Raw genomic sequence first — 25264 nt, forward strand, 5'->3', positions numbered from 1 at the left:
ACCCCACCCCTAGGAGGGACCCCATGGCAGGAAACTTCCCGAGGCCGCGCGGCAGAGCGGGCAAGGCCGCGGTGCTGGCGACGGCGCTGCTGCCCGCGCTCGCGGCGGCCGCGTGCGCGTCCGGCTCCGGCTCCGTCCAGGCCGACGACGGCACGATCGTCATCGGCATGGACCAGGACACCTCCGGCGGCGCCGCCGCCTACGCCGGGATCGTCGGCAAGACGATCAAGGACGCGGTCGCCGAGGTCAACGACAAGGGCGGCATCGGCGGCAAGAAGCTCAAGCTGATCGTCAAGAGCGACGACAACGATGCGACGAAGGCGCCGACCGTCGTCCGGCAGCTGCTCAGCCAGGGCGCACAGGCGATCATCATGAACTCCGGCGGGCAGTCGGTGCTGCAGGTGCAGGCCCTGCTCAAGCAGCAGAAGGTGCCCGCGATCGCGCCGGTGAACATCACGCCCGGGATCGGGGACGGCCCGAACTCGGCCTACACGTACTCGCTCGCGAACCCGACCGAGGACTTCGGGAAGGTCTACGCGGAGGCGTTCACGAAGGCCGGGTACAAGCGGCTCGCCCTGTTCAAGGACGACAGCGCGTCCATCGCCGGGATGGAGAAGGCGCTGATGACCCCGATCAAGGAGGCGGGGATCCAGGTCGTCGCGACGGAGACGGCGCCGGTCGACACCAGCGACGTCACCGCGCAGGTCACCCGGATCAAGCAGGCGAAGCCGGACGCGATGCTCGTCGCGGCGCTCGGCGGGCAGATGGAGGTGCTCGTCCACAACACGACGCACCAGCTCATCCCGGACGCCGACCGGTTCTCGCTCGCGTCCATCGGCAACCAGCCGGACCTGTGGAAGCAGGCCAAGCCCGGCGCGCTCGACAAGCTCGTCTTCGTCGGGTCGATCACGCAGGAGAACGAGAAGACGGCGGCGCTGGCGAAGTTCCTGTCCGGCAAGCGCGGCGGCGCGGTCAGCGTGACGGCCTACGACGCGCAGGCGTACGACGCGATCGGCATGCTCGCGAAGGCGATCGAGCAGGCCGGGTCGAAGCCGGACGGCGAGGCCATCAACACGGGCCTGGAGAAGGTGTCCGGGTACCCGTCGTCCTTCGGGCAGAAGGGCTACACCCTGTCGTTCAAGCCGGGCAAGCACAGCGGCACCGACGGGCTCTGCGGCCTGATCCTCATGCAGTTCGAGAACAGCCAGCCGGGTCGGCAGTGGCCGGTGTACCAGCCGGCCTGCGGCTGACAGATGGGAGGAACCGTGACATTGGACGTCGGGCCTCGCCCCGCGCCGCGGCCGGTCGCCGGAGGCGCCGCCGAATGGACGCCCCGGGTGATGCCGCCGATCGGCAGGGACCTCGACGACCGGCAGAAGCTGGCGTGCGCGTTCCGCATCCTCGGGCGGTCGGGGTTCAGCGAGAACATCGCGGGCCACATCACCGTCCGGGTGGACGGCACCGAGGACCTGCTGATCAACCCGTGGGGCCTGTGGTGGGAGGAGATCTCCGCGTCCGACATCTGCCGGGTGTCGCCGGACGCGGAGGTCCTCGACGGCAAGTGGGACGTCACCCCCGCCATTCACATCCACACCGAGCTGCACCGCCGCCGCCCCGACGTGCGGGCCGTGGTGCACAACCACCCGTACTACGCGACGGTGCTCGCGGCGCTCGGCGTGCTGCCGGAGTTCCTGCACCAGACCGGGTCGATGTTCGACGGCGACCTGGCCTTCGTGGACGAGTACACCGGCGAGGTCGCCACCGCCGACCTCGGCGCCGACCTCGCCGACCGGATCGGCGACAAGTCGGTGGTGCTGCTCGCCAACCACGGCGTCATCGTGACCGGCCCGTCGGTGGAGGAAGCGACGTACCGGTCCGCGACCCTCGACCGGCAGTGCCGGCTGATGTACGACGTGCTGGTCTCGGGTCGCGATCACACGCTCGTGGCCCCTAGCCTGCGACGCAGCATGAAGGCGTCGCTCCTCGAACGCGGAACCGACTTCTTCTGGAACGGGGCGGTGCGCGCACTGCTCCGCGACCACCCGGAGGTGGTGGACTGATGAGCATCAACATCGACGACCTCGCCGCCAACACGAGCTTCACCACCGGCGGCAAGGGCGCCGAGGGGCCCACCTGGCTGCCGGAGCCCGAGCGGCGCGACCGCAAGTACACCGTCATCTCCGTGGACGACCACATCGTGGAGCCGCCGAACACGTTCGAGGGGCGCCTGCCGGCGAAGTTCGCCGACCGCGCGCCGAAGGTCGTGGAGCGCGACGGCGGCGCCGAGGTGTGGGTGTACGACGGGCAGGACTTCCCGAACGTCGGCTTCAACGCGGTCGTCGGGCGTCCCGTGTCGGAGTACAGCTTCGAGCCGTCCCGGTTCGACGAGATGCGGCGCGGCGCCTGGGACATCCACCACCGCATCAAGGACATGGACCTCGCCGGCATCTACGCGTCGCTGAACTTCCCGTCGTTCCTGCCGGGGTTCGCGGGGCAGCGGCTCCAGCTCACCACGTCCGACAAGGAGCTGGCGCTCGCGTCCGTGCGGGCCTGGAACGACTGGCACCTGGAGGAATGGGCCGGCTCCTACCCGGACCGGATCATCCCGTGCCAGATCCCGTGGCTGCTCGACCCCGAACTCGGCGCGGAGGAGATCCGCCGCAACGCCGAGCGCGGCTTCAAGGCGGTGACGTTCTCCGAGGCGCCGCAGAAGCTCGGGCTGCCGTCCCTGCACACCGGGTACTGGGACCCGATCATGCGGGCGTGCGCGGAGACGGGCACGGTCGTGAACCTGCACATCGGGTCGTCGGGGACGTCCCCGGCGACCGCCGACGACGCCCCGCCGGACACGGTCGGCGTGCTGTTCTTCGGGTACGCGATGTTCGCCGCCGTCGACTGGCTGTACTCGCTGCTGCCCGTCCGCTACCCGGACCTGAAGATCTGCCTGAGCGAGGGCGGCATCGGCTGGGTCGCCGGGCTCATGGACCGGCTCGACCACATGCTCAGCTACCACGACATGTACGGGACGTGGACGAAGGACATCGGCCTCACCCCGGCGGAGGTCCTCAAGCGCAACTTCTGGTTCTGCGCCGTCGAGGACCAGTCGTCGTTCGCGCTGCGCGACCGCATCGGCGTGGAGAACATCCTGCTGGAGAGCGACTACCCGCACTGCGACTCGACGTGGCCGGACACCCAGGCGGTCATCGAGTCGGAGATCGGCGGGCTGCCCGAGGCGGACGTGCGCCGCTTCACCTGGCAGAACGCGGCGGAGCTGTACCGGCACCCCGTCCCGGCCGAGGTCCAGGCCGACCCGAACGCGTTCTGATGACGGTCATGCGCTCGTCGGGCACCGGTGCCTCCGGGGAGTACGACCCGTTCTCCCCGGAGGTGCTGGAGGCCCCGGCCCCCGCACACCGCGCGCTGCGGGAGAAGTGCCCGGTGCACCACCACGCCGGGTTCGGCGACGGCGGCTTCTACACGCTGTCGCGGCACGCCGACGTCGCCGCGTTCTTCGACGACTGGGGCCTCTGGTCGTCGGAGTGGGGCCAGGGCCCGATCTACGTGCGGGAGGGCGGGCTGAAGTCCGACCCGCCGGAGCACACCGTCTACCGGAAGCTGGTGACGTCGGCGTTCACGGCCCGCCGCACCGCCGCGCTGGAGGACTGGATCACCGCGACCGCCGCCGGCCTGGTCGACGGCTTCGCCGCGGACGGCCGCGCCGACCTGTGCGAGGCGTTCGCGGTGCCGCTGCCCGTCCTGGTGATCGCGAAGATCCTCGGCGTGCCGTCCGCCGACCGGGCCGACTTCAAGGCGTGGTCGGACCAGTTCATGGCCGGGCAGAACGCCGCCGACCCGGCCGTCCAGGGCGCCGCCCGAGCCAAGATCGACGCCTACTTCGGCGGGATCCTGGCGGAGCGCCGCGAGACCCTGGGCTCGGGCGGCCCGGAGGCACTGCCGGACGATCTGCTCACCGCCCTCCTCACCGCCGAGAACGACGGCCGCCCGTTCACCGACGAGGAGTTGCTGCCGCTCATCCTGCTGCTCCTAGTAGGAGGCAACGAGACCACAACGTCCCTCATCGCGAACGCGGTGTGGCGCCTTCTAGACCTCGGCCTCTGGGAGGACGTCCGGGCGAACCCGGGCCTGGTGGACGCGGCCGTGGAGGAGAGCCTCCGCTACGACCCACCCGTCCTCGGCCTGTACCGCACCAACACACGACCGGTCGTCCTGCACGGCGTGGAGATCCCGGAGAACTCCAAGGTGCAGGGCCTCTACGCGTCCGCCAACCGCGACCCTGACGCGTGGGAAGACCCCGACACGTTCCGCCTAGACCGTGACCTGAACGACCTGCGCCGCCGGCACCTCTCCTTCGGCGTGGGCCAGTACTTCTGCCCGGGCGCTGCACTCGCCCGCCTGGAGGCGCGCATCTCTCTGCGCCTCCTGGGCGAGCGCCTGCCCGACCTACGCCTGGACGGCGAGCCGACCCGCGTCGACTCCTTCATGATGTGGGGGCCGTCCGCGCTGCCGCTCGCCTGGTCGGTGTGACCAGTTCAGGCGCTGTGACTAGTTCAGGACGTGGCACTGGGCCGCGGTCAGGTGACGCCGCGCGGCGCGCTCGGCGCCCGCGGCGTCGCCGTCCGCGATCAGCTTGATCAGCCGGTGGTGCGCCCGCACCCCGTCGGAGCGCTGGTCGAGCCCGGGGAACTCGCCGCGCCCGGCGGCGGCGCCCGCCCACTCCTGCTCGGCGGTGGTCCAGAGCCGTTCGAGCGCGCCCACCGCGACCGCCATCGCGGCGTTCCCGCACCCGAACACGAGCTGCGCGTGGAACTCCCGCGCCGCCCGCACGAACCCGATCAGGTCGTCCAGGTTGGCCTCGACGTCCCGCTGCGCCGCCTCCAGCGCCGGGATCACGCTGGTCGCCCGGTCGGGACGCTCGGCGCACAGCCCCGCGCACACCGGTTCGAGCCGCACCAGCGCGACCGCGATGTCATCGGGCGCCGACTGCCGGGACCGCAGCACCAGGTCGATGGCCTGCGCGGCCGTCTCCGTCCGCGGCACGTGCACGACCGCGCCGCCCTTGTTGCCGCGCAGCACGGTGATGAGGCCCTCGGACTCCAGGATCCGGAGCGCCTCCCGCATGGACGGCTTGCTGACCCCGAACTCGGCGAGCAGGTCGTCCTGCGGGCCGATGATCTCGCCGTCCGCCAGCTCGCCGCTGACGATGCGCTCGCGCAGGACGGAGGCGACCATGTCGGCGAGCCGGGGCTGCCGGATGCGCGCCGGGCGCGTTCCGTTCACCATTCCCCCGGTGATGAGTGAGATGGGCCGAACGGCCCTTAACATCTAAATCTTAGCATCTGCAAAGGGAGCAACTGTGCCGGACGAACCGCTGCACCGGGTGACGTTCCGCCTGTCGTACGGCGACTGCGATCCCGCCGGGATCGTCTACTACGCCAACTACCAGCGCTGGATGGAACGCACCCACACCGAGTGGTGGTTCCTGCGGGGCCTCCGCTTCGACGAACTCCCGTCCCGCCTCGGCGTCGCCGTAGTCACCCGCGCCGCGTCCGCCGAGTACGAGCGCACCATCACCCTCTTCGACCAGGTCGAATGCCGCCTTTACGCGTCCCGTGTGGGGCGCACGTCCTTCACCATGCGCGGCGACTTCATCTGCGAGGATGGCACGCGAGCCAGCACGGCCACCCTCACCCTCGTCTGCGTAGACCCGCACACCCCGGAGAAGGCCGTCCCCGTCCCACCTCCCATGCGCGATCTCCTCGAAGCCGCTATGTGATCCTCCAGGTGACTCCGTGGGTGGCGAGGGCGTCCAGGAACGAAGCCGCCGAAAGCACCTCGGCAGGCGCCCGGACCCCGGCAGGACCGTCGAGCCTGAGCGTGCCCTCGGCGGCGATCGCCGCGGTCGTGCCGTACGTGTCGAAGCCCTGGGCGATCCCTGTGGCGCGGCGGCCGTCCAGGGTCGTGGCCACCACGACGACCGTCCACCGCTGCCCCTGCCGGGCGACGGCGTCCGGCCCCTCCGGGAACGCGTTGACGGCCTCCTCGGGCACGGTCGCGCCGGAGAACCGCGCGGCCAGATCGGCTTCGACGAACCCCTGGACGTTCTCGACCCGGACATGCCGGGGGATGCTGGCGACCTCCGGCAGCGCGAACCTGGACATCGGCACCACGCCTCGGCCGGGGAACTCCAGGTCGGCGAGCCGAGGCGCGGCATCGGCGCTCCACACTCCGCCCTCATAGACGAGGCCGCCGGACTTGACGACGTCCGCCGTCCCGAGAAGCGACCGCATCGAACCACGGGACATCCCTCCGCCGCCGACCGCGGAGTGCCCGGTCAGGACCTCGTCCAGCGGCCCGCCGCCGAGATGATCGGCCAGGAGGCGGGCGAGGAGGTCTCCGGGAACGCCGCCGTCGGTCATCGCAGGCGTGACGATCACTCCCGCCCGCCGCGCGTCCTCCGAACAACCGTCATAGACGCTCTTGATGTGGAGCTGCTCGCCCGAGGTGTCGACGTAGTGGCATCCGGCAGTGATGGCGGCGCGGACGACGGTCGTCCCCGCCGGGGTGAACGGCCCCGCGCAGTTGACGACCGCGTCCACGCCCCGGAAGGCGGCGACGAGCTCGTCATGGTCGATCCCGGCGGTACGGGTCTCGTGGCCCCCGCCGACGCCGGCGAGCCGCTCTGCGCTACGCCCCACTAGGACGACCTCGGCATCGCGCCGCTCCAGCTCGTCGAGGACGAGCCGCCCCTGGTAGCCGTACGCGCCGTAGATTGCGATCTTCTTCATGGGTTCGAACCTAGGGGCCCGGTATGAGACTGTGAATAATCCACAATCTCCCTTAGATACGTGAGCGTCTCAGATGGACGTGCTCAGTGACGTGATCGCCTCCGTCCGGACGGGCCTCCCGCATTCGGCCCGGTCCGCCAAGCGGGCGCCGTGGGGCGGCTGGTTCCACGCCTCGCCCGCCGCCGGGTTCCATGTGATGCTCGCCGGGACGGGCTGGCTGGTGCCGCCGACCGGCGAGCCGGTGCGGGTCAGCCCCGGCGATGTGGTGCTCCTGCCCCAGGGCAGCCCCCACGGCCTGACCGACGACCCGTCCAGGCCGCTGCAGTCCTACGAGCGGATCGCCCTGAACGAGGTGACCGCCCACGACGACGAGGACGCGGACGCAGTCACACTCTGCGGGGCCTACCGCACAGACCGGGCGCGCTCACACCCGCTCTTGGACGACCTCCCCGAGACCATCCATCTCCCCGCCGGGACCGGCCGGCATCCACACCTCCGGGCCGCGATCGACCTGCTCGCCGCCGAGCTGGAACGTCCCGGCCCCGGCACGGACGCCGCCGTCCCGGCCCTGCTCGACACGCTGCTGCTCTTCATCCTGCGGGCCTGGTACGAGGAGCAGCCGGATACCGGATGGGCCGGTGCCCTCGGCGACCCCGGCGTCAGCGCGGCGCTGCGCGCCATGCACGACGACATCGCGAGGCCCTGGACGGTCGAAGAACTGGGCAAAACGGCGGGCCTGTCCAGAGCCGCATTCGCACGCCGTTTCACGACCCTGGTCGGACGCGCCCCACTCGGTTACCTCACCTGGTGGCGCCTGACAACGGCAGCGCGCATCCTGACCCGCGAAGACGTCCCCCTGGCCGCGATCGCAAAACGCGTCGGATACGCCTCGGAGTACGCCTTCGCCAACGCCTTCAAACGAGAGTTCGGCACACCCCCGGGCCGCTACCGCTCCTACCGCCACTGAAGTAACGGCAGCACATCCATCGCTGCAAAAAATGTGATGCCGCAGCGGCACCCACCCGCTTACGATCTTGGCCCGGAACTCTTTCATGCACTGTTTCGAAGAGGGCGGGATCGTGAATCGTTTAGGAAGACGGAGGGCGGTGCTGGCCGCACTGGCGGCCGTCATGCTCGTATTCTCGGGCCTGGCGTCACCGGCCGTCGCCGAGGTGTCGCCCACCGCGTGCGGCCCCTGGCTCAAAGCACTGGATCTGCCGAGCGAGAAAATCCATTCGGGGGCAGAGGCGCAGGGCGTCCTGAGGGTGAGTTGCCCGTCGCCGGTTCCGCTCGTCGTGGCGATGACGTCCGCGGACACGTCCTGGGTTAGCGTGCCGGACAGGGTCGTGGTGCCGGCCGGAGCGACCGAGGCGGCCTTCCCCATCCACACGCACCAGCCGGACTACATCTACGGTGACCTCTCCGTCGACCTGACGGCGGAACTGCGCGGCCGGACGCTGACGCAACCGGTCACCCTCCAGCCCGGACTGAAGTTCGTCGACTTCGGTGGTTATTCGGAGGTCGTCAGCGGCGACGACGTGTACCTCACCGTCGGCATCAACGGGACGGCACCCGAGGGCGGAAGGGTCATCTCGTTGGAGAGCGACAACCCGGCCCTGAAGCTTCCGGCCAGTGTCACGATTCCCCGCGGTGCCCTAGGCATCGGCGTTCCGCTGGTGAAGAGCACGCGCATTCCCGAGGACGCGGACGCCACCGTGACCGCCAAGCTTCCCGGCCAGAGCCTCAGCGCCACCATCAAGCTTCTCGCGTGGAACTACGACCCCGGCGACTGGAGCTTCACCGGACCGGCCGAGACGTACGGCGGGGTCTACTACAACATGACCCTGAACCTGCCGAACCCTGTGCCGCACGGTGGAATTACGGTCACTTTCAGTTCCGACAACCCGAAACTCCGCAACCTGCCCAGTCCTCGGCAGTACTCGGAAGGCCGCTCCGGGACATCTCAGGTCCAGGTATCGATGCCGCCCGATATCGATGGCGACGTCACCATCACGGCGAACATCGAGGGAGTAGGGACCCGGAGCCACACCGTCCGAGTGCGTCCCGGCGTCGTCGGGTTCGATCTCTGGCCGTGGGATATCACTGGTGGGGAGCCGTTCGAGGGCACCGTCCGCCTCGGGACGGCCACGAGCGTGCCGATCACCGTCCAGCTGGAAAGCAGCGATCCGGTCGTCCAGCTCCCCGCTGAGGTGACCATCCCGGCGGGCCAGTCCTCGGCCACCGTCCATGGAACGACGTCGGTGGTGAGCGACTTCGCGTACTCCACCCTCACGGCGCGACTCCCGAACGGCAGTTACTGGGAGACCACCGCGTTCGTCAATCCCGTGTTCTGACCGCTCACCGGCCCTCGGGCCTCCCGTCCAGGAGGTCCGAGGGCCAGGTAGGGCAAGGGCGCCTGCCGCCGAGCATGTCCTGCGTCAGTCGACGACCGCTGCGACGGCCTCGATCTCCACCAGCTGGTCGTGGTAGCCGAGGACGGTCACGCCCATCAGGGTGCTGGGCACGTCGTGGTCACCGAACGCGTCGCGGACGACCTGCCAGGCCGTCACCAGGTCTTCCTGGCGGGTGGACGCAACGAGGACACGCGTGCTGATGACATCCTCCAGTGAGGCGCCGGCGTCCGCGAGGGCGGTCCGGAGGTTGTCGATGCACTTGGCAGCCTGCCCCGCGTAGTCGCCAATCGCGGCCGTGGAGCCGTCCGCGTTGAGCGGGCACGACCCCGCGAGGAAGATGAGCCGCGCGTCGGCGGGCGCGGTGGCGGCGTACGCGTACTCGGCGACGTCCGAGAGCGACGCGGAACGGATCAAGGTGACGGCACGGGCCATGAGGACTCCTCTAGAGATGATCAGCGGTCTCGCGATCGTCTCAGTGAAGAGGCAACGCCCTCACCTGCTTTTCCGTGCCGCCGCCCTCATTGACGAAGGGCGTACCTTGCCGAGCGGGTTCGGCTACCGGCGGTAGGCGGACCACGTGCGGGCGGCTGCGGCCATCGCGGCGAGCCATGTGGCGGCCGGACGCCGGTCGGCGAGCGTGGTGTACATGGACGCGTTGGCGTCGGCGAAAGCGTCGATCGCCGCCGGGTTGCCCCCCTTCCATGCAGCGCAGTCCGACACCCACCCCTCGGCCTGTTTCGGCCCGTGTCCGGACGCGACGAGCTGGAGCACCAGAAGCGCCGGGTCGATGAAGGCGGCGCCGCGTGTAGGCCACGCCCAGTCGACCGCCCATACCCGGTGTCCAATGAGGATGTTCGAGGGATGGATGTCGGTGTAGAGCAGGGCGTCGCCCTGGAACAGGTCGGGCCGATCGGTGTACCGGTCCCAGCGGGTCTCGTGCCAGTCGGCTGCGATGTCGGGCAGCGGCAGAGCGCCGATGCGGGTGAGGACGTCCACGACGGCTGGAAGGTCGGACGAGCCGGGCGCGAAGTCGGCGTGGCGGCCGTCAACGGCCTCGAACCCGAGCGCCAGCCATTCGAGGCTCTCGGACTGCCATTGCACGGCCGGGGAGATCGGGTGGACGTGCGGGTTGATGAGACCTTCCCGGACCAGGGACTCGCGTCGGCCGCCGGGGCGGTTGCGGACCGCCTTGACGAACCATTCGCCTTTCTCTCCGGTCACCAGGGCGGTGAGGTCCGAGGAGAAACCGCGCTCGGTCGGCTCGACGCCGACCAGGGCACCGGTGTGCGGGTGCAGTACCTCGGCGAGTCCATCCGGTGCGGGAAGGCCACTCAACGGGATCCCCTGTCATGCCTTCGGGCCGCACAGAAGCTCCGGACTCTCGAAGAGGCCGGGGCTCCTACGCGATCGAGCTAACGCTTCAGGGACGAAAGGAGGGCAGCGAACTCGGCGCGCCGTATGACCAGTTTTGGGCCGTCGGGGTCCTTGGAGTCGCGGACGCCCACGCCCTCCGGGAGAGTGGCCAGTTCTACGCACTCGCCCCCGGTAGAAGTCGAGCGAGTGGACTTCCGCCAGACGGGCCTGCTCGCTTCCACGTCTTGCCTCCTGATGACCGGGATGTCAGTGCTTCAAGGTTGCGAGAAGCGCAACGAACTCGGCGCGGGCGACCAGGAGTTTCGGGCCGTCGGGGTTCTTGCTGTCGCGGATGCCGATCGTCCCCGTGAGGTTGGCGACCTCGATGCACTCGCCTCCGTTGCCTCCGCTGTGGCTGGACTTGCGCCACTGGGCGTTCAGATCTTCCATCGTTCTTCCGCCGTTCTGCGAATCAGGTCTCTCGACATGCCCGTGGGGAGCGCCAACGAGCGGATCTCTCGAAGCGCCCGGCGCATTGCTCCCACGTCCTCGCTGTCCTCCATGGTGAAGCCGCGAGCGAAGCATTCGACATAGGCGACTTCCCGAAGGTCCTCAAGCGTCGCGATCGTGAACGAGCCGATGCTACCGAGGTGATCACCCCGCATGGGGACGACCTGGATGGACAGGTTTGAGCTGGACATCTCGACCAGGTGGTTCAGTTGGTCGTACATGATCTGCGGGTTGCCGACCTCACGCTGAAGGACGGCTTCGTCTATGAGGAACGAGCAACCGGGCGGGGCCGGTTCCACCCGGGAAAGGATGTCTTGCCGCCTCATCCGGGCCTCTACGGCCTCTTCGTCGCCGTACAGCAGGACGTTGGCGTACTCCGGAATCTGAAGCAGGCCATGGACCAGGCCGAGGCTGTAGGAGACCAGCTCCACGGCCGCCTCTTCGATGCTCACCCAGTCGAACCACACTGGGAAGGCCGAGTCTTTCACCAAGTCATCCCACAGGGCGACCAGTTCGCCGTCCGCCTCGAAGACTTTGTCCATGGCTTCGGCGAACTCACGGGTGCAGCGGGTCCGACCGGTCTCGATCGCTCCGATGTACTGCGGGGTGACGCCTTCGCCGTCCCGAGCCCTGCGGGCGAGGCTCTCCTGACTCCAGCCCTTTGCCTCGCGGAATCGGCGGAGCCGGCGACCGAACGGGAGGAGGGCCGGACTCACCTTGGCCCTGTAACGGCGCGGTGTCATAGCGTCATCGTCCCTCAACCGGGACTCAACCGGCTAGCAAGTCGGGTGAACTCGCGGGTGCAGACTTGTCTTGCTCCACCTGCGCTTTGTTACGCTCCGCGCCTGTCTGGTGGCTGAATGGTGGCCGTTTCAATCCCGGAGACGTTAGGTCACAGCCATGGCAAAAACAGCGCTCGCCCCAGAGGCTCCGTCCACGCTCGTCCTCGATCCAGACAGCGAAGCTCCCGGCCTCGCGCGGACGTGGCTGGGTGAGCGGTTCGCCGAGTGGGGGATCGCGGACGACTACGTGGGCCGGCTCGTGGTGTGCGAGTTGGTCACCAACAGCTACCTGCACGGGAAGGGGCAGATCGTCGTTCGGGTGTTCCGGGACGGGCGTGACGGCCGTCCCGTCGTGGAGGTGCGGGACGACGGGGAAGGGCGGCCGGAGATCCAGCCGGAGAACTACGCCGCCTCCTCCGGACGGGGGCTGCTGCTGGTGGCCGAACTCGTCCACGACTGGGGCGTCCGGCCGCTCGACGAGGGTGGCAAGGTCACGTGGGCCAAGCTTCGCTGAGCGGGCGATGGACGAGCACGTGATGCTGCTGCTGGTTCAGCACCTCTTCCCGGAGTGGACGATCGGGCGGGATGGGCATGGTGTCTGGCGGGCCGTCGGACGTGTCCACATCTCGGCGACTGAGCTGGACGGGCTGCTGGACGCGCTCGGCGGCGCTGATCCCGATGCTGCTCGGCGTGCCGTTCTGGTGCTGACCGAGTGCGGATGAGCGCTGGTCAGGGGGTGAGGCGGGTGCGGATGTCTTGGCGTAGGGCGCCCTTGGCCACCTTGCCGCCGGAGGAGCGGGGGAGGGCGTCCAGGACGATGAGGTGTTCCGGGTGCCATTCGCGGGAGACGCCTCGGTCGGTGAGGTGGGCGGTCAGGTCTTCCAGGGTGAGCTTTGTGCCCGGGTGCAGTTCGGCGTAGACGCAGACTCGTTCGCCGAAGACTTCGTCCGGCATCGCCACGGCGGCGGCCAGGGCTACTGAGGGGTGGGTGCCCACCTCTTCCTCGACGGCGGCCGCGCTGATGTTCTTGCCGCCTCGGATGATGAGGTCGCTCAGGCGGCCCACGACGCGGAGGTAGCCGTCGTCGTCGATCTCGACGATGTCGGCCATGAGCATCCAGCCGTCGGGGGTGTAGAGCGCCTTGTTCGCTTCGGGGTCGTCGTAGTAGCCGGGGCAGGTCGCCGGGCCCTTGCAGGCCGGTTGGCCGGGGCGGCCCGAGCCGGTGATGTCGGAGCCGTCGGACGGGTCGAAGAGGCGCACCCGCATTTCGGGGATGACGCGCCCCGCGGTGCGGAGGCGGTGTTCGCGGGTATCGGTCAGGCTCGTGTGGCTGAGGGCGCCCGTTTCGTTCGAGCCGTAGAACTGCAGGACCTTCGCGCCCGTCGTCTCCTCGAACCGGGCCGCCCGGTCGTAGGGGACGGCCTCGCCGCCCGTGAACATGCAGCGCAGGGACGAGAGGTCGCGTTCGCGTTCGGCCTGGGCGTTGAGCAGCATGATGAACTGCGTGCTCACGCAGTGCAGGACGGTCACCCGGTGCCGTTCGATCAGGTCGAGCGCGGTGTGCGCGTCGAACTTCTCCATGAGGACGGTCGGGACGCCCAGCGCGGCGGGGGAGAAGTGCGCCGTCCAGAGGCCGAAGCCGAACGGGGACGGGACGGCGCCCATGAAGACGTCGGACGGGTTCAGGTCTCCGGCGCGGCGGGCCAGTTCGTGGAAGTAGAACCAGCGGTTCTGCGTGTGGGTCACGCATTTCGGCAGGCCCGTCGTGCCGGACGTCGAGTTCAGGATGGACAGGTCGTCCGGGCCCAGGGCGCGGCCGGTGATGTCGCCGGGGCGGGGGTCGGCGGGGACGCCCAGGCGGTCGATGACGATGTGCCGGTCCAGGGGGAGGTCGTCCGCGCGTAGGGCCTCCACCAGGGCGGAGGCTGGTTCGTTGCGGTGGGTCGCGAGGGTTATCAGGGCGCGGGAGCCGGTGCGCTCCAGGAGGTGACGCAGTTCGCGGTGGCCCGCTCGGGCGCCCACGCCGACCAGGACGAGGCCGGCCTTCTCCGCCGCCACGGCGGCGACGTGCCAGGCCGGGCCGTCGGGGAGGAGGACGGCGACGCGGTCGCCGGGCGGTAGGCCGAGGGCGGCGAGGTGGCGGGCGAGGGTCGTCGAGTTCCGCTCGTACTCGGCCCACGTGAGGGTGTCGTCCGGAGTCGTGTAGGCGGTGGCGGCGGGGCGCTCGGCCGCGTGGCGGCGGACGTGGCCGGTGACGGTCGTCGTGCCCCACCATCCGGCCGCCCGGTACTCCTCGGCGGTCGCCGCGTCGAACGGACTGGTCACAGCTGCCTCCCCGGTCTCCCAAGCTGCCCTGAAGTTATCATTGTCATAGCTTTCTTTTAAACATAAGATCCCACAGAAGCAGCTCAGAAGGAGCGGGATGTCTGCGCAACTGTGGGTCTCCGTCGTCCAGATCGGGTGCTTCTTCGGACTGGTGGCCCTCGGCTACTACCTGGTCCTCGAAGGAGCCGACTTCTTCAACTTCGCGCTCGGGCCGTTCGCGATGTTCTCCGGCCTCACGGCGTCCTGGCTGATGGCGAAGCAGGGCTGGCCGCTCGGCTTCGCGGCCGTGCTCGGCATCGCGATCGCCGCCGTGCTCGCGGTCGTCACCGAGATCGCGCTGGTGCGGCCGATCGACGCGCGCACCGGCGGCGGCGAACTGCCGTCCCTCATCGCCGTGGTCGCGGTGCTGTTCGCGGTCGAGCAGCTCGCGGGCACGCTGTTCGGGCGCCAGCTCATGCCGGGCCGGTCGTGGCTGCCGGGCTTCGACCTCGACCTCGGCTTCGTCACCGTGGACGGGCAGACGCTCGTCCTCGTCGCCTGCACGCTCGTCTCGTTCACCGGCGTGTGGGTGTGGACGCGCAAGTCCAAGTACGGCCGCATCCTGCGCGCCGTCGGCAGCAACCGGGAGGCGGCGCGCACCCTCGGGATGCCGGTCGGACGGGTCCGGCTGGTCGCGTTCGCGCTCGCCGGCCTCGTCGTCGGGCTCGCCGGGCAGCTGTTCTCCGCGAAGGCGGGGGTGAGCTTCCAGTCCGGCTTCGGGTGGGCGCTGTCGGGGTTCCTCGCCCTCGTCATCGGCGGGACGGGCTCGGTGTGGGCGCCGCTGGCCGGCGGGCTCCTGCTGGCGCTCGCCCAGACGTTCGTCCCCTACTACCTGGGCAGCGCCTCGCTCGACTACGCGGTTCTCGCGGTGGCCATCCTGTTCTTCGCCCTGCGGCCCAATGGGCTGTTCGTTCGGAAGGTTCGCGTATGAGTGCGGTATCGGTGCGGAAGGGGGCGGCCGGGTCGCTCGGGTGGGTCCGGTCGGCGGAGACGGCGCGCATCCTCGGCACGCTGGTGCTGACGCTCGGCGTCATCGCCTGGGCGGGCGGCGACCTGTTCCGGCAGGACCTCGCGCTGCTCGGCGCGACGTACGCGCTGCTGGCGCTCGGCATGTACCTGCCGTTCAATCTGGCGGGCGCGCTGTCGCTGGCCTACAGCGCCTACGTCGCGATCGGCGGGTACGCGGTCGGGCTCGTCGCGACGAAGACCGGTTGGCCGCTGCCCGTCGCGTACCTGCTCGGCGCCATCGCGTCCGCCGTGCTCGCGGTCGCGCTCGGGTTCGCGACGCGGCGGCTGTCCGGCTTCTACCTCGCGGCCGTGACGCTGCTGTTCGGCATGGCGTTCCAGAGCTTCCTGCTGGACGCGAAGGACCTCACCGGCGGCGCGCTCGGCATCGGCTCCATCCGCCCCCTCACCTTCTTCGGGACGGAGCTGGACCGGCGGACGTTCATCGCCCTCACCCTGCTGGTCGTGTGGATCACGGCGGTCGCCGTCGACCGGATCCGCCGGTCCCCGTTCGGCGTCGCGCTGCAGAGCTCGCGGGACGTCCCGGCGGCGGTCGAGGCGGCCGGGATCGGCGTCCCGGCGCTGCGGCTGACCGTGCTCGGCGCGGGCGCGGCGATCGCGTCCGTCGGCGGCGGGCTGTTCACCACCGCCAACCAGACGATCGGGCCGGACACCTTCACCCTGCACCTGGTCATGCTGGCGATCTTCATGCCGCTGCTCGGCGGGCAGGGGTCGGCGTGGGGCGCGGTGCTGGGCGCGGTCCTGGTCGTGGAGCTGACGTTCAACCTGCAGATCTTCGAGCGCGCCGGGTCGCTGATCTTCGGGGTCGCGGTGCTGGCGGTCCTGCTGATCGCGCCGCGCGGCATCCTGGGCTATGCCGGGCAGGGCGCCCGGCTGCTGCGCGGCCTGCTCACGCGTACGGGAGGGACACGATGACCGGCACCTTTCTCCTCGAAGGCCGCGGGCTCGGGAAGAGCTTCGGCGGGGTCCACGCGGTCGACGGCGTCGACCTGCGGCTGTCCGGCGGTGAGGTGCTCGGCCTGATCGGGCCGAACGGCGCCGGGAAGACGACGCTGGTGGACCTGCTCGACGGCGCCCAGCCCGCCGACCGGGGCACGCTCACGATCCGGGGCCGCAAGCTCAGCGGGCCGCCGTCGCGGCGGGCCCGCGCCGGGCTCGCGCGGACGTTCCAGCACCCGCACCTCGCGCACGACCTGACCGTCCGGGAGAACATCCTGCTCGGCGCCGCCGCGCGCAAGCTCGCCGGGGTCGGCGGGCTCATCGCGGGGCTCGCCGCGGGCGCGGTCCGGCCGGCCGGGTCGCGGTTCGAGGGGACGCTGCGGCATGTCGCCGAGTCCCTCGAACTCGGCGACCTGAGCCGCCGCTGCGGCGACCTCACGCTCGGCGAGCAGCGGCTCGTCGAGGTCGCGCGGGCGCTCGCGCAGGACCCGTCGGTGCTGCTGCTGGACGAGCCGTTCGCGGGCGCCGACGCCAACGGCATCGCGGCGATCTCGGCGGCGGTCCGGAAGGTGCGCGCGGCGGGCTGCGGGATCATCCTCGTCGACCACAACGTGGACATCGTCGCGTCCCTGGTCGACCGGATCATGCTGCTGCGCTCCGGCACGGTGGTGTTCGACGGCGACCCGGCCGAGTGCCTGGCGAGCCCCGAGATGCAGGACGTCTACTTCGGAACCGGTGGTGAGACCGTTGCCCCATGAGCTGACCTTGCAGGGCGTTTCGGTGCGGTACGGGGAGTCCGTAGCCGTCGCGGACGCGTCCCTCACCTTCACCGGCGGCGCCGTCACCGGCCTGGTCGGGCCGAACGGCGCGGGGAAGTCGAGCCTGCTCCTCGCCGCGTACGGGTCCGTCGCGGCGACCGGCCGGGTGACGCTGGACGGGGAGGACATCAGCGGGCTGAGCGCCGCCCGCCGCGCCGGCCGCGGGCTCGCGATCGTCCCGCAGGGACGGCAGATCTTTCCGCGCCTGACCGTCCGGGAGAACCTCCAGGTCATGGCCGACACGCTGGGGTTGAAGGGCGCCGAGGTCGAGACGGCGCTCGACCGGTTCCCGGTGCTGCGGGAGCGCGCCCGCGCGCTCGCCGGGGTGCTGAGCGGCGGCGAGCAGCAGATGCTCGCGGTGTCCCGCGCCCTGATGGGCTCGCCGAAGGCGCTGCTGCTGGACGAGATGTCCACCGGCCTCGCCCCGCTGATCGTGGCGGAGCTGATGGACACCGCCCGGCGGCTCGCCGAGGAGGGCACCGTGGTCGTGGTCGTCGAGCCGTCCATCGGCGCGATCCGCGACCGGCTCGACCGCGGCTACGTGCTGCTGCGCGGCCAGGTGACGGGGCCCGTGGAGGGCGGCCGGGAGCTGGACGCCGCCTACCAGCGCGCCATGGGCGTCACGGCCGGGCAGGCGGAGGCGGTGCTGCACGCGGACTCCCACGCGGCGTCGCCGCCGGGTGGAAGATGAGACGCGCATGACGAGAACCGATGAGACGACATCCGAGAGGACACGGACACGGTGGAGGACACCGGCACCCCGGAGCCGCGCGCGCAGATGCGCCAGCCGCGGGTCGCGGACCTGCTCGCCGACACGCTGCGGGCCCGCATCCTGCGCGGTGAGCTGCCCGACGGCAGCCTGCTGCCCAAGCAGTCGGACCTGCTGGAGGAGTTCGGGGTCAGCAAGCTCGCCGCGCGGGAGGCGCTGCGCATCCTGGAGACCGAGGGGCTGATCACCGTCCGGCGCGGCAATACCGGCGGCTCGGTGGTGCACGCGCCGAAGCGCGACAGCGTCGCCTACATGCTGGCGCTCGTGCTGGAGTCGCGGCAGGCGGCGCTGCCGGACGTCGGGTTCGCGCTCCAGCAGATCGAGCCGTTCTGCGCGGCGCTGTGCGCGCAGCGCCCGGACCGGCACACGGCCGTCGTCCCGGAGCTGCGGCGCGCGCACGAGAGCCTCGTGCACGCCGTCGAGACGGGGGACGAGAAGCGCGCGACGCCGGCGTCCCGCGAGTTCCACGAGGCGATCGTCCGGCTGTGCGGGAACGAGACGCTGTTCGTGGTGGCGGGCGCGCTGGAGACGCTGTGGACGGCGCAGGAGCGCGACTGGTCCGAGCACGCGACCCGCGCCGGGTTCTTCCCGGAGCCCGCGCTGCGCCGCCAGGCCCTGGACGAGCACGCGCAGGCGCTCGCGCTCATCGAGGAGGGTGACGCCGAGGGCGTCGCCCGGCTGCTGCGCGGGCATCTCCAGACGGCGCAGAAGTACCCGATGACGGGCGTCAGCGAGGACCAGCGCGTCCAGGCGACGCTGCTGCGCCCGCTGGTGCAGCCCGCCGAGCACGCGTGACCCCGTTACTTACCACGTGGTAGAAAATGGGGTGTGAGTGATATCGCCGGTCTCGTGCCCCTGCCCCAGCGAGTGACGCCGGTCGGAGGGCCGGTGCTCCGGCTGGGCGTCGAACCCCGGGTCGCCGTGCCGTCCGACGGCCTGCGCGAGCTGGGCGAGGTCGTCGTGGACGTGCTCCGCACGCTGCACGGCGCCGAACCCGTCCTCCAGGTCGGCGGAGAGGGCGACCTCAACCTCGTGCTGCTGCGGGATCCGCCGGTCGCCGACGTCGCGCGCGTCCAGGGGATCGACCCGCTGGACGAGGGCGACGCCGGGCGCGAGCTGTACGAGCTGGACGTGCGTGAGCGCGGCGCCACCGTTACCGCGTCCTCGGCCGAGGGGCTGTTCCGGGGCGCCATGACGTTCGCGCAGCTGCTCCGGCCGGAGCAGGACGGCGGCGGCTTCACGGCGTCCGGGACGCGGATAGCGGACGGCCCGGCGTGGGCGTGGCGCGGTCTGTCGCTGGACGTGGTGCGGCGCTTCTTCACCGTCGAGCAGGTCAAGAAGGTCATCGACCTGCTGGCCTTCTACAAGTTCAACGTGCTGCACCTGCACCTGTCCGACAGCCAGGCGTGGCGGTTGCAGATCGAGGCGTGGCCGCGGCTGACCGGCGACCTTCCGCACTACACGCAGGACGACTACCGGGAGATCGTCGCCTACGCGGCCGCCCGGTACGTCACCGTCGTGCCCGAACTGGACATGCCCGGTCATGTGCTCGCGGCCGTCCGCGCCTACCCGGAGCTGCAGGGGGACGCGGAGCCGCCGCACAAGTACCTCGCCTACCTCGATCCGCGCGCCGAGGTGACGTTCCGGTTCGTCCAAGACGTGCTGGGGGAGGTCGCCGCGCTCACCCCCGGCGCGTACCTACACCTCGGCGGGGACGAGGCGTTCGGCATGCCGGACGACCTGTACGAGCAGTTCGTCGCGCGTGCGCTGGAGATCGCGAGGGCGACGGGCAAGAAGGTCGCGGGCTGGCAGGAGACCGCCCGGTCGGGCGCGCTGACGCCGCACGACATCGCGCAGGCGTGGATCGGCGCCGGCGACGAGTTCGACCTGGACGCGGCCCGCGCGAAGACACCGGCCGAGCACCACGCGCTGCTGGAGGTCGTCGCGGAGACGTTCGCGCAGGCGGCGGACGACGTCCCGAAGGCGGTCGCGGCCGGGACGCCCGTGCTCGCCTCCGCCAGCAGCTTCCTGTACCTCGACCGCCAGTACGCCGACGACTCGGTGGACGCCGCCCAGACCGGGCGCCGGACGGAGGTCGGCCACGACTCCTACCCGACCCGCACCTGCCGCGAGCTGTTCGACTGGACGCCCGGCACGCTGACCGAGATCCCGGACGGCGCCCGCCTCGCCGGCGTCGAGGCGGCCATCTGGTGCGAGACCGTCAAGGACTTCGACGACCTCGCGTTCCTGCTGCTCCCCCGGCTGGCGGGCATCGCGGAGAAGGCATGGACGCCCGAACGCACCGGCTGGGACGACTACCGGCGGCGCGTCGCCGGGCACGGCGCCGGATGGGAGCGCCTCGGGCTCACCGGCTACTACCGCTCCGCCACCGTGTTCGCGCCGTAGGAGGCCGCCTTCATCAACGCCCGCGTGTAGGAGTGCCGCGGCCGGGACGTCACCTCGGCCGCGGCGCCCGTCTCCACGATCTCGCCCTGGTGGACGACCGCGACCCGGTGGCTCACGACCCGGATCACCGCCAGGTCGTGCGAGATGAACAGGTACGCGACGCCCGTCTGCTCCTGCAGCTCCAGGAACAGGTCGAGGACGGTCTTCTGCGTGGTGAGGTCGAGCGCCGACACCGGCTCGTCGCACACGATCAGCTTCGGGCCGATCGCGAGCGCGCGGGCGATCGCGACGCGCTGCCGCTGCCCGCCGGAGAACTCGCGCGGCAGCCGGTCGGCGGCGTCCGCCGGGAGCCGGACGCGGTCCAGCAGCTCGCCGACCTTTCGCCGCGCGTCCGCGCGGGTGCGGCCCTGGGCGAGCAGCGGTTCCGACAGCGTGTCGCCGATGGTCAGCGACGGGTTCAGCGAGGTGTAGGGGTCCTGGAAGACGACCTGGATGTTGCGGCTCAGCGCGCGCCGGCGCCGGGCCGACGCCCGCTCGATGCGCTCGCCCGCGAACGTGATCGCGCCCGACTCGACCGGGACGAGCCCGAGGATCGCCCGCCCGATCGTCGTCTTGCCCGACCCGGACCCGCCGACCAGGCCGACCGTCTCACCTGGGCGGACGTCCAGCGACACGCCCCGCAGCACCTCGTTGCGCGGCGCCCGCCGCCCCTTCCCGGGGAACGAGACCCGCAGATCCTCGACCGTCAGCAGTTCATCGTTCGCGGTCACGCCTGCCCGCCTTCCACGAGTACCGGCCTCTCACGCCTGCTCGCCGTCACGCCTGCCCGCCTTTCACCAGGTCCACGGGGCGCCAGGGAGCGCGGGTCGGGGCGTCGTCCAGGACGGCGTCCAGCAGCCGCCGCGTGTAGTCGTCGCGCGGGTCGGTCAGCACCCGCCCGGCGGGGCCCGTCTCGACGATGCGGCCGTCGTGCATCACGGCGACGCGGTCGCACACGTCCGCGACGACGCCGAGGTTGTGCGTGACCAGCAGCACGCCGAGGCCCCGTTCCCGCTGGAGGCGGCGCAGCAGCGCCAGCACCTCCGCCTGCACCAGGACGTCCAGCGCGGTCGTCGGCTCGTCCGCGATCAGCAGCTTCGGGTCGCACGAGATCGCCCCCGCGATGAGGACGCGCTGCGCCATCCCGCCGGAGATCTCGTGCGGGTACGCACGGAACGTCCGCTCCGGGTCGGCGATCTCCACGGTGCGGAGCAGGTCGAGCGCACGGCGCTTCGCGTCCGCCTTGGAGAGGCCCAGCTTGTACCGCATCGGCTCGACGAGCTGCGCGCCGATCGTGAAGGACGGGTCGAGGTTGCTCATCGGCTCCTGCGGGACGTACGCGATGACGTCGCCGCGCAGCGCCCGGTGCTCGCGTTCGGGCAGGCCGACGACCTCCCGCCCGTCCACGATGACGCTGCCGCCGCTGACGTGCCCGCCCTCGGGCAGGATGCCGAGGATCGAGAACGCCGTCTGCGTCTTGCCGGAGCCGGACTCGCCCACCAGCCCGACGATCTCGCCCTCCCGCACGTCGAGGTCGACGCCGTGCACGACCTGCTTGGACGTCCCGTCGGCGAGCCCGTAGGCGACCGCGAGGCCGCGCACCGACAGCAGCGCGGTGCCGGCGCCGCCGGTCTCGGGCGGTGCCGGGGCCGCGGCGGCGGGACGGCGGCGGGCCGGGGGCGGTGCGCCGCGGTCCTCCAGCGCGTCGCGCAGCGCCCCCGCCAGCAGCACCAGGGACGCGCTGGTGAGCCCCAGCGCCAGCCCCGGCCACACGATCATCGAGGGTGCGCGCTCCATGTTCTGGAACGCCTCGTTCAGCATCGCGCCCCAGGTCGGGGTGTCGCCGCTGCCGATGCCGAGGAACTCCAGCCCGGCCTGCAGCCCGATCGCGAGCCCGGCGACCAGCGCGGTCTGGATGATGATCGGCGCGCGCACCACGATGAGCACGTGCCGCGCGACGATCCGCGGGTCGGTCAGCCCGGACACCCGCGCCGCGTCCACGTACAGCTCGTTCCGGACGCCCGCGACGATGCCGCGCACCAGCCGGAAGAAGGACGGCGACACCAGCACGCCGAGGACGATCATCAGCACCCACACCGTGGAGCCGAGGATCGCGCGGGACGCCAGCAGCACCACCATCGCGGGCAGCGCCATCACGAGGTTGACGACCCAGGTCGCCGCCGCGTCGAACCGTCCGCCCCGGTAGCCCGCCACCAGCCCGGACGGGACGCCGAGCCCGAGCGCGACCAGCAGTGCGATCACCGCGCCGCCGAGGGTGTTGCGGCCGCCGTGCAGCAGCCGCGCCAGGACGTCCCGTCCGGCGGAGTCGAAGCCGAGCGGGTGCCCGGCGCCGGGGCCGCCGAACGAGTCGCGCAGGTTCGCGGCGTTCGGGTCCTGCGGGCTGAGCACCGGCGCGAGGACCACCGCGACGACGATGACCAGCAGCACGGCCGCCGACATCGCGCCCAGCGGATTCCGCAGCACCCTCCCGGCGGCCCGCGGTGCCCTTCGCGGGGGGACGACCCCCCGCGCCCTCCGGTCCGCTTCGCTCATGAGGAGACCCTCGCCTTCGGGTTCAGCCAGCCGATCATGACGTCCACCAGCAGGTTGACCGCGATGACGCCGATCACGGTGACCATGACCAGCGCCATGATCACGGGGATGTCGCCGCGGGTGGTGTAGGTGACGGTCATGCTGCCGATCCCCGGCAGCCCGAAGATCTGCTCGACCAGCACCGCGCCGCCGAGCAGGCCGACGAACTGCAGGCCGAGGACGGTCAGCGCGGGCGCCGCCGCGTTGCGCAGCACGTGCCGGAACAGGATCCGGGACGGCGGCAGCCCGCGCGCCCGCAGCGTGCGGACGTAGTCCTGCCGCAGCACGTCGATGACCGCGCCGCGCACCTGCTGCGAGACGCCGGCGACGCCCGCGACCGACAGCGACGCGATCGGCAGCGTGACCGTGGCCAGCCAGCCGGACGGCGACTCGGTCAGCCCGGTGTAGCCGATCGCGGGGAACCAGCGCAGCCGCACCGCGAACACGACCACGATCACCAGCGTGACGAGGAAGCCCGGCAGCGCGTACCCGATGACGCCGAGCACCTGCACGAACCGGTCGACCGCGCCGCGCCGGACGCCCGCCCACACCCCGAGCAGCAGCGACAGGGCGGCCGTGACCAGCGTGACCCCGGCCATCAGGCTGAGCGTGACCGGCAGCCGCGTCGAGATCGCCTGGACGACGTCCTCGCCGGTGAACCAGGACGTCCCGAAGTCGCCCCGGACGGCGTGCGCCAGCCAGTCGGCGTACTGGACGAGGACGGTCCGGTCGAGGCCGAGCTCGGCGTTCTTGGCGTCCACCAGGTCCTGCGGCGCCTGCCCGCCGAGGATCTGCCGCCCGACGTCGTTGTCCGGGACCGACAGCAGCAGGTAGGACAGGACGGAGATCACGAACAGCAGCACCGCCCCCGCCGCGGCCCGGCGCGCGAGGAACCGCGTCACTTCGCCGGCGCGTAGTTGTAGACGGACGGCACCGCCATCCCGGCCTGCGGCGTGACCTTCACCGAGCCGTCCGACACGTGGAGGTACGTCATCCGGTAGAACGGCACGAACCACGCCTCCTTGACCAGGTGCTCGTTCAGCGCCTTCAGGTCGGCCTTCGCCTCCTCCGGCGACGCCTTCTGGATCTTCGGCAGCAGCCCCTGCACGGTCGCGTCGGTCGTGCCGAACATGTTGCCGGCGCCGGGCAGGACGAGCCCGCCGATCGCGACCCAGTCGTTCGGGGACTGCCCGATGTTCATCACCATCGCCGGGTACTTGCGGTCGGTGTAGATCTTCTGGATCTGGGACGGGTCGATGACGTCCCAGGTCACCTTCACGCCGATGGCCTCGAGGTCGGACTGGAGGGACGCGGCGAGCGCGTCCGGGACGATCGCGGTGATGCGCGGCAGCTTGAGGCTGAACCCGTCCGCGTACCCGGCCTGCTTGAGCAGCTCGCGGGCCTTCGCGGGGTCGTGCGGGTAGGAGGAGTCGAGGCGCTGGTCGTAGGCGGCGGTCTGCGTGCCGAAGATCTGGTCGGTGATCTGGCCGCGGCCCTGGCGGAGCTTGTCGAGCATCGTCTTGCGGTCGATGGCGTGGTTGAGCGCCTGCCGGACGCGGGCGTCGCCGAGCGCGGGCGCGATCTTCCCGTCGCGGTCGAAGAGCAGCAGGCCCTGGAAGTCGAACTCCTGCTTGGTCGTCTTCACCTTCGGGTCCGACTCGATGCGGGACTGCTGGTCGGCGGCCTGGAGGAGCGCGGCGTTGATCTGGCCGGTCTTGAGGCCGTTGACGACTGCGGTCTCGTTGTTGAAGTAGTGGAACGTGAGTTCGTTGTAGGGGAGCTTGGCGCCCCAGTAGTTCGAGGCCCGCGTGTAGACCCACTTGGTGCCGATGGCCGTCCGCTTGGAGTCGAGGTCGTAGGGGCCCGTGCCGTCCGGCTTGGTCTTCAGGGGGTTGCCCGGCTCGGCGAAGTCGGCGGGGTTCGCCATCAGGCCGGCGGCGTCGCTGAGGTAGTACAGCATCGCCGGGTTGGGCTGGGCGAGGTGCACGGTCACGTGCGTCTTGTCGACGACCTCGATGGACTTGACGTCGGCGAGCGTCTTGGCGGAGGCGCCCGTCCCCTTGGCGAAGCGCTCCATGTTCGCCTTCACGGCCGCCGCGTCGAACGGGGAGCCGTCGTCGAACTTCACGTCGTCGCGCAGGGTCAGCTTGAGCTGGGTGCGGTCGGCGCTGTACTCCCACTTGGTGGCGAGCATCGGGCTGTACGTGCCGTCGGGTTCGCGCTTGAGGAGCGTGTCGTAGACGGCCTGGAAGAACGGCAGCGCGCTGCCGGTGGCGTCCGCGGGGTCGAGGCTCTGCGGGAGCGTCAGCGTGGCGATGTCGAGGTTCGCCGAGCCGCCGGACTTCCCGCCGCCGGAGTCGGCGCAGCCGGTGAGCGCCGTCGCGGTGACGCACGCCGCGAGCAGGGCGGTGCCTTTGATGATCTTCTTCATGACCCACTCCGATGT

At 71.0% G+C, this 25264-nt stretch carries 27 protein-coding genes; 15 read left to right on the forward strand and 12 right to left on the reverse strand.

Annotated features, from left to right (window positions below):
• Positions 1-23 precede the first annotated feature (23 nt).
• From ETD96_RS08990 to ETD96_RS09005, 4 genes are read left to right on the forward strand one after another with little or no spacing between them, the layout of a single operon-like run.
• Positions 24-1250, forward strand: a complete 1227-nt coding sequence (locus ETD96_RS08990) for an ABC transporter substrate-binding protein (RefSeq protein ID WP_138635840.1) — start codon at positions 24-26, stop codon at positions 1248-1250.
• A 15-nt stretch (positions 1251-1265) separates the two neighbouring features.
• The gene (locus ETD96_RS08995; RefSeq protein WP_205719173.1) at positions 1266-2060 is read left to right on the forward strand and encodes a class II aldolase/adducin family protein; all 795 of its coding nucleotides are present in this window, start codon (positions 1266-1268) and stop codon (positions 2058-2060) included.
• Positions 2060-3325, forward strand: a complete 1266-nt coding sequence (locus tag ETD96_RS09000) for an amidohydrolase family protein (RefSeq protein WP_138635842.1) — start codon at positions 2060-2062, stop codon at positions 3323-3325. The genes ETD96_RS08995 and ETD96_RS09000 overlap by 1 nt, the downstream gene beginning before the upstream one ends.
• The gene (locus ETD96_RS09005) at positions 3325-4545 is read left to right on the forward strand and encodes a cytochrome P450 (protein WP_138635843.1); all 1221 of its coding nucleotides are present in this window, start codon (positions 3325-3327) and stop codon (positions 4543-4545) included. Before ETD96_RS09000 ends, ETD96_RS09005 begins: the two co-directional genes overlap by 1 nt.
• A gap of 18 nt (positions 4546-4563) precedes the next feature.
• Here the strand turns inward: ETD96_RS09005 and ETD96_RS09010 are convergent, their stop codons facing one another.
• The gene (locus tag ETD96_RS09010; protein ID WP_138635844.1) at positions 4564-5301 is read right to left on the reverse strand and encodes a FadR/GntR family transcriptional regulator; all 738 of its coding nucleotides are present in this window, start codon (positions 5299-5301) and stop codon (positions 4564-4566) included.
• A 73-nt stretch (positions 5302-5374) separates the two neighbouring features.
• On the opposite strand from ETD96_RS09010, the gene ETD96_RS09015 reads away from it, so the two are divergent.
• A complete protein-coding gene (locus ETD96_RS09015; RefSeq protein WP_171068934.1) occupies positions 5375-5794 on the forward strand; it encodes an acyl-CoA thioesterase in 420 nt (139 codons plus the stop codon).
• On the opposite strand, the gene ETD96_RS09020 is transcribed toward ETD96_RS09015, so the two are convergent.
• Positions 5787-6806, reverse strand: coding sequence for a saccharopine dehydrogenase NADP-binding domain-containing protein (locus ETD96_RS09020; RefSeq protein ID WP_138635846.1), 1020 nt, complete (start codon positions 6804-6806; stop codon positions 5787-5789). The two genes, ETD96_RS09015 and ETD96_RS09020, sit on opposite strands and share 8 nt — an antisense overlap.
• Positions 6807-6879: 73 nt before the next feature.
• Between ETD96_RS09020 and ETD96_RS09025 the strand changes: the two genes are divergently transcribed.
• Together ETD96_RS09025 and ETD96_RS09030 are read left to right on the forward strand one after the other, a co-directional pair.
• Positions 6880-7773, forward strand: a complete 894-nt coding sequence (locus ETD96_RS09025; RefSeq protein ID WP_138635847.1) for an AraC family transcriptional regulator — start codon at positions 6880-6882, stop codon at positions 7771-7773.
• 139 nt (positions 7774-7912) lie between these two features.
• On the forward strand, positions 7913-9160 hold the full coding sequence (locus tag ETD96_RS09030) for a hypothetical protein (RefSeq protein WP_138635848.1): 1248 nt from the start codon (positions 7913-7915) through the stop codon (positions 9158-9160).
• An 84-nt stretch (positions 9161-9244) separates the two neighbouring features.
• Here the strand turns inward: ETD96_RS09030 and ETD96_RS09035 are convergent, their stop codons facing one another.
• The 5 genes from ETD96_RS09035 to ETD96_RS09055 all read right to left on the reverse strand — a co-directional run bounded on the left by ETD96_RS09035 (position 9245) and on the right by ETD96_RS09055 (position 11826).
• On the reverse strand, positions 9245-9652 hold the full coding sequence (locus tag ETD96_RS09035) for a RidA family protein (protein ID WP_138635849.1): 408 nt from the start codon (positions 9650-9652) through the stop codon (positions 9245-9247).
• A 123-nt stretch (positions 9653-9775) separates the two neighbouring features.
• Positions 9776-10555, reverse strand: a complete 780-nt coding sequence (locus ETD96_RS09040) for a hypothetical protein (RefSeq protein ID WP_138635850.1) — start codon at positions 10553-10555, stop codon at positions 9776-9778.
• A gap of 77 nt (positions 10556-10632) precedes the next feature.
• Positions 10633-10815, reverse strand: a complete 183-nt coding sequence (locus ETD96_RS09045) for a DUF397 domain-containing protein (protein ID WP_138635851.1) — start codon at positions 10813-10815, stop codon at positions 10633-10635.
• Between the two features lie 25 nt (positions 10816-10840).
• Complete coding sequence (locus ETD96_RS09050; protein WP_138635852.1) at positions 10841-11023, reverse strand: DUF397 domain-containing protein; 183 nt, start codon at positions 11021-11023, stop codon at positions 10841-10843.
• Positions 11011-11826, reverse strand: a complete 816-nt coding sequence (locus tag ETD96_RS09055) for a helix-turn-helix domain-containing protein (RefSeq protein ID WP_138635853.1) — start codon at positions 11824-11826, stop codon at positions 11011-11013. The genes ETD96_RS09050 and ETD96_RS09055 overlap by 13 nt, the downstream gene beginning before the upstream one ends.
• 157 nt (positions 11827-11983) lie before the next feature.
• Between ETD96_RS09055 and ETD96_RS09060 the strand changes: the two genes are divergently transcribed.
• Positions 11984-12379, forward strand: a complete 396-nt coding sequence (locus ETD96_RS09060; protein WP_138635854.1) for an ATP-binding protein — start codon at positions 11984-11986, stop codon at positions 12377-12379.
• A gap of 7 nt (positions 12380-12386) precedes the next feature.
• On the forward strand, positions 12387-12587 hold the full coding sequence (locus tag ETD96_RS09065) for a hypothetical protein (protein ID WP_138635855.1): 201 nt from the start codon (positions 12387-12389) through the stop codon (positions 12585-12587).
• Between the two features lie 7 nt (positions 12588-12594).
• Here the strand turns inward: ETD96_RS09065 and ETD96_RS09070 are convergent, their stop codons facing one another.
• Positions 12595-14190 (reverse strand): class I adenylate-forming enzyme family protein, encoded by a 1596-nt coding sequence (locus ETD96_RS09070; protein WP_138635856.1) that lies wholly within the window; start codon positions 14188-14190, stop codon positions 12595-12597.
• A 97-nt stretch (positions 14191-14287) separates the two neighbouring features.
• Between ETD96_RS09070 and ETD96_RS09075 the strand changes: the two genes are divergently transcribed.
• The 6 genes from ETD96_RS09075 to ETD96_RS09100 are packed head-to-tail and all read left to right on the forward strand — an operon-like array spanning position 14288 to position 20187.
• Complete coding sequence (locus tag ETD96_RS09075; RefSeq protein WP_138635857.1) at positions 14288-15160, forward strand: branched-chain amino acid ABC transporter permease; 873 nt, start codon at positions 14288-14290, stop codon at positions 15158-15160.
• On the forward strand, positions 15157-16170 hold the full coding sequence (locus ETD96_RS09080; protein WP_138635858.1) for a branched-chain amino acid ABC transporter permease: 1014 nt from the start codon (positions 15157-15159) through the stop codon (positions 16168-16170). Before ETD96_RS09075 ends, ETD96_RS09080 begins: the two co-directional genes overlap by 4 nt.
• Positions 16167-16952 carry an ABC transporter ATP-binding protein gene (locus tag ETD96_RS09085; protein WP_138635859.1) on the forward strand — a complete coding sequence of 262 codons (786 nt, stop codon included), beginning with the start codon at positions 16167-16169 and terminating at the stop codon, positions 16950-16952. The genes ETD96_RS09080 and ETD96_RS09085 overlap by 4 nt, the downstream gene beginning before the upstream one ends.
• Positions 16942-17703 carry an ABC transporter ATP-binding protein gene (locus tag ETD96_RS09090; RefSeq protein WP_205719174.1) on the forward strand — a complete coding sequence of 254 codons (762 nt, stop codon included), beginning with the start codon at positions 16942-16944 and terminating at the stop codon, positions 17701-17703. Before ETD96_RS09085 ends, ETD96_RS09090 begins: the two co-directional genes overlap by 11 nt.
• A 51-nt stretch (positions 17704-17754) precedes the next feature.
• Positions 17755-18576 (forward strand): FadR/GntR family transcriptional regulator, encoded by an 822-nt coding sequence (locus ETD96_RS09095; protein WP_205719175.1) that lies wholly within the window; start codon positions 17755-17757, stop codon positions 18574-18576.
• Between the two features lie 33 nt (positions 18577-18609).
• The gene (locus ETD96_RS09100; RefSeq protein ID WP_138635860.1) at positions 18610-20187 is read left to right on the forward strand and encodes a family 20 glycosylhydrolase; all 1578 of its coding nucleotides are present in this window, start codon (positions 18610-18612) and stop codon (positions 20185-20187) included.
• On the opposite strand, the gene ETD96_RS09105 is transcribed toward ETD96_RS09100, so the two are convergent.
• The 4 genes from ETD96_RS09105 to ETD96_RS09120 are packed head-to-tail and all read right to left on the reverse strand — an operon-like array spanning position 20157 to position 25249.
• The gene (locus ETD96_RS09105; protein ID WP_138635861.1) at positions 20157-20957 is read right to left on the reverse strand and encodes an ABC transporter ATP-binding protein; all 801 of its coding nucleotides are present in this window, start codon (positions 20955-20957) and stop codon (positions 20157-20159) included. The genes ETD96_RS09100 and ETD96_RS09105 overlap by 31 nt on opposite strands.
• Before the next feature lie 46 nt (positions 20958-21003).
• The gene (locus ETD96_RS09110) at positions 21004-22779 is read right to left on the reverse strand and encodes a dipeptide/oligopeptide/nickel ABC transporter permease/ATP-binding protein (protein ID WP_138635862.1); all 1776 of its coding nucleotides are present in this window, start codon (positions 22777-22779) and stop codon (positions 21004-21006) included.
• Positions 22776-23720: an ABC transporter permease gene (locus ETD96_RS09115; protein WP_138635863.1), complete on the reverse strand. Its 945-nt coding sequence runs from the start codon at positions 23718-23720 to the stop codon at positions 22776-22778. Before ETD96_RS09115 ends, ETD96_RS09110 begins: the two co-directional genes overlap by 4 nt.
• Positions 23717-25249, reverse strand: a complete 1533-nt coding sequence (locus ETD96_RS09120; RefSeq protein WP_138635864.1) for an ABC transporter substrate-binding protein — start codon at positions 25247-25249, stop codon at positions 23717-23719. The genes ETD96_RS09115 and ETD96_RS09120 overlap by 4 nt, the downstream gene beginning before the upstream one ends.
• Positions 25250-25264 lie beyond the last annotated feature (15 nt).

Source organism: Actinomadura geliboluensis, assembly GCF_005889745.1.
GTDB lineage: Bacteria > Actinomycetota > Actinomycetes > Streptosporangiales > Streptosporangiaceae > Spirillospora > Spirillospora geliboluensis.